2 protein-coding genes are annotated in these 957 nt (G+C 34.3%); both read right to left on the reverse strand.

Translation table 11 applies throughout. The annotated features are described in order from the left end of the window. Window positions 1-98: 98 nt before the first annotated feature. The gene (locus K5G00_RS29465) at window positions 99-494 is read right to left on the reverse strand and encodes a hypothetical protein (protein WP_238770224.1); all 396 of its coding nucleotides are present in this window, start codon (window positions 492-494) and stop codon (window positions 99-101) included. Then, window positions 487-957: UPF0158 family protein (locus K5G00_RS29470; RefSeq protein ID WP_238770226.1), on the reverse strand; the 471-nt coding region annotated here is incomplete at its 5' end. The genes K5G00_RS29465 and K5G00_RS29470, both read right to left, overlap by 8 nt.

Here is a 957-nt window from a genome sequence, read left to right on the forward strand (position 1 = left end):
GGATTTCGGAGAGCGTTCCTGTCCGAAGGACACGGAACTGCGATGCGAGAATCCGCAGTTGGCGTACCACCGAACCCCGCCCTGCAATATGTACTTTGTTACATGCCGGTTTTTATTTCTTTTAATTCTATTATCCTGTCCGTGTCAATATAATGTGTTGCATATCTGTCTTCAATTGTTGGAGTCCCTGATTTACTAAATCTAAGTCTGCGTTTTACTCCTTTACCGTATTGATTATATCTAGTCCACGAGCTTTTTAGTCCTAACTCCGTTGAATATTTTTTTATCAATTTATTTATTAAAGTCAGTTTACTCAGATTCGTATTGCAACCTTTCTCCAAATACTCTACTCGACCAAATCTCCAATTATCATAATCTTTATTTGACAGATAATTAAGTTGTTTTAAAATGTCAACGGCACATACAATTCCTTTTTCGTATCGGTTTAAATGTACCAGTCTTTTTACTTCTTTCTCTAAATCAACATTATTCATTAAAATCCTTGTCGTTTAAATCAATTTGCTCTTTAACGAATTTAATATAACGCAATTTTTTAAAATCAAACCATCGTTGTCTAAATACTCCGGAGTTGTCAATTTGCCTCTTAAAGTTTTGAAAAGGTTTTGGTCTGTTTAATGCATTAATAAGTCGGTCTTTAAATTTTAAATCATCGATACTCTCAGCAAAGTCTGACATAATTTTAAAAGAATCGTGTGAGTCAAAACGATCGAACTCAAAATAGTCACCCCAATTCTCATCAATCTCGTTTAATTCTTCCTCCCAAGGTTCTTTGTCTGCACCAATCCAGCTGTCAAAATTTAGAATTGTTTTAATCTCTCCAGATTTGAGATTATAAAAACATCTCATCCCTGAATCTAAATTGTCGGCAATTTCTACTATCTGTTTATCAGTCGGTTTCATATATGCACTAACTTTTTTTAACTGGCATGTAACGGT

The organism is Maribellus maritimus (assembly GCF_022267315.1).
In the GTDB taxonomy this organism is placed as follows: domain Bacteria; phylum Bacteroidota; class Bacteroidia; order Bacteroidales; family Prolixibacteraceae; genus Draconibacterium; species Draconibacterium maritimum.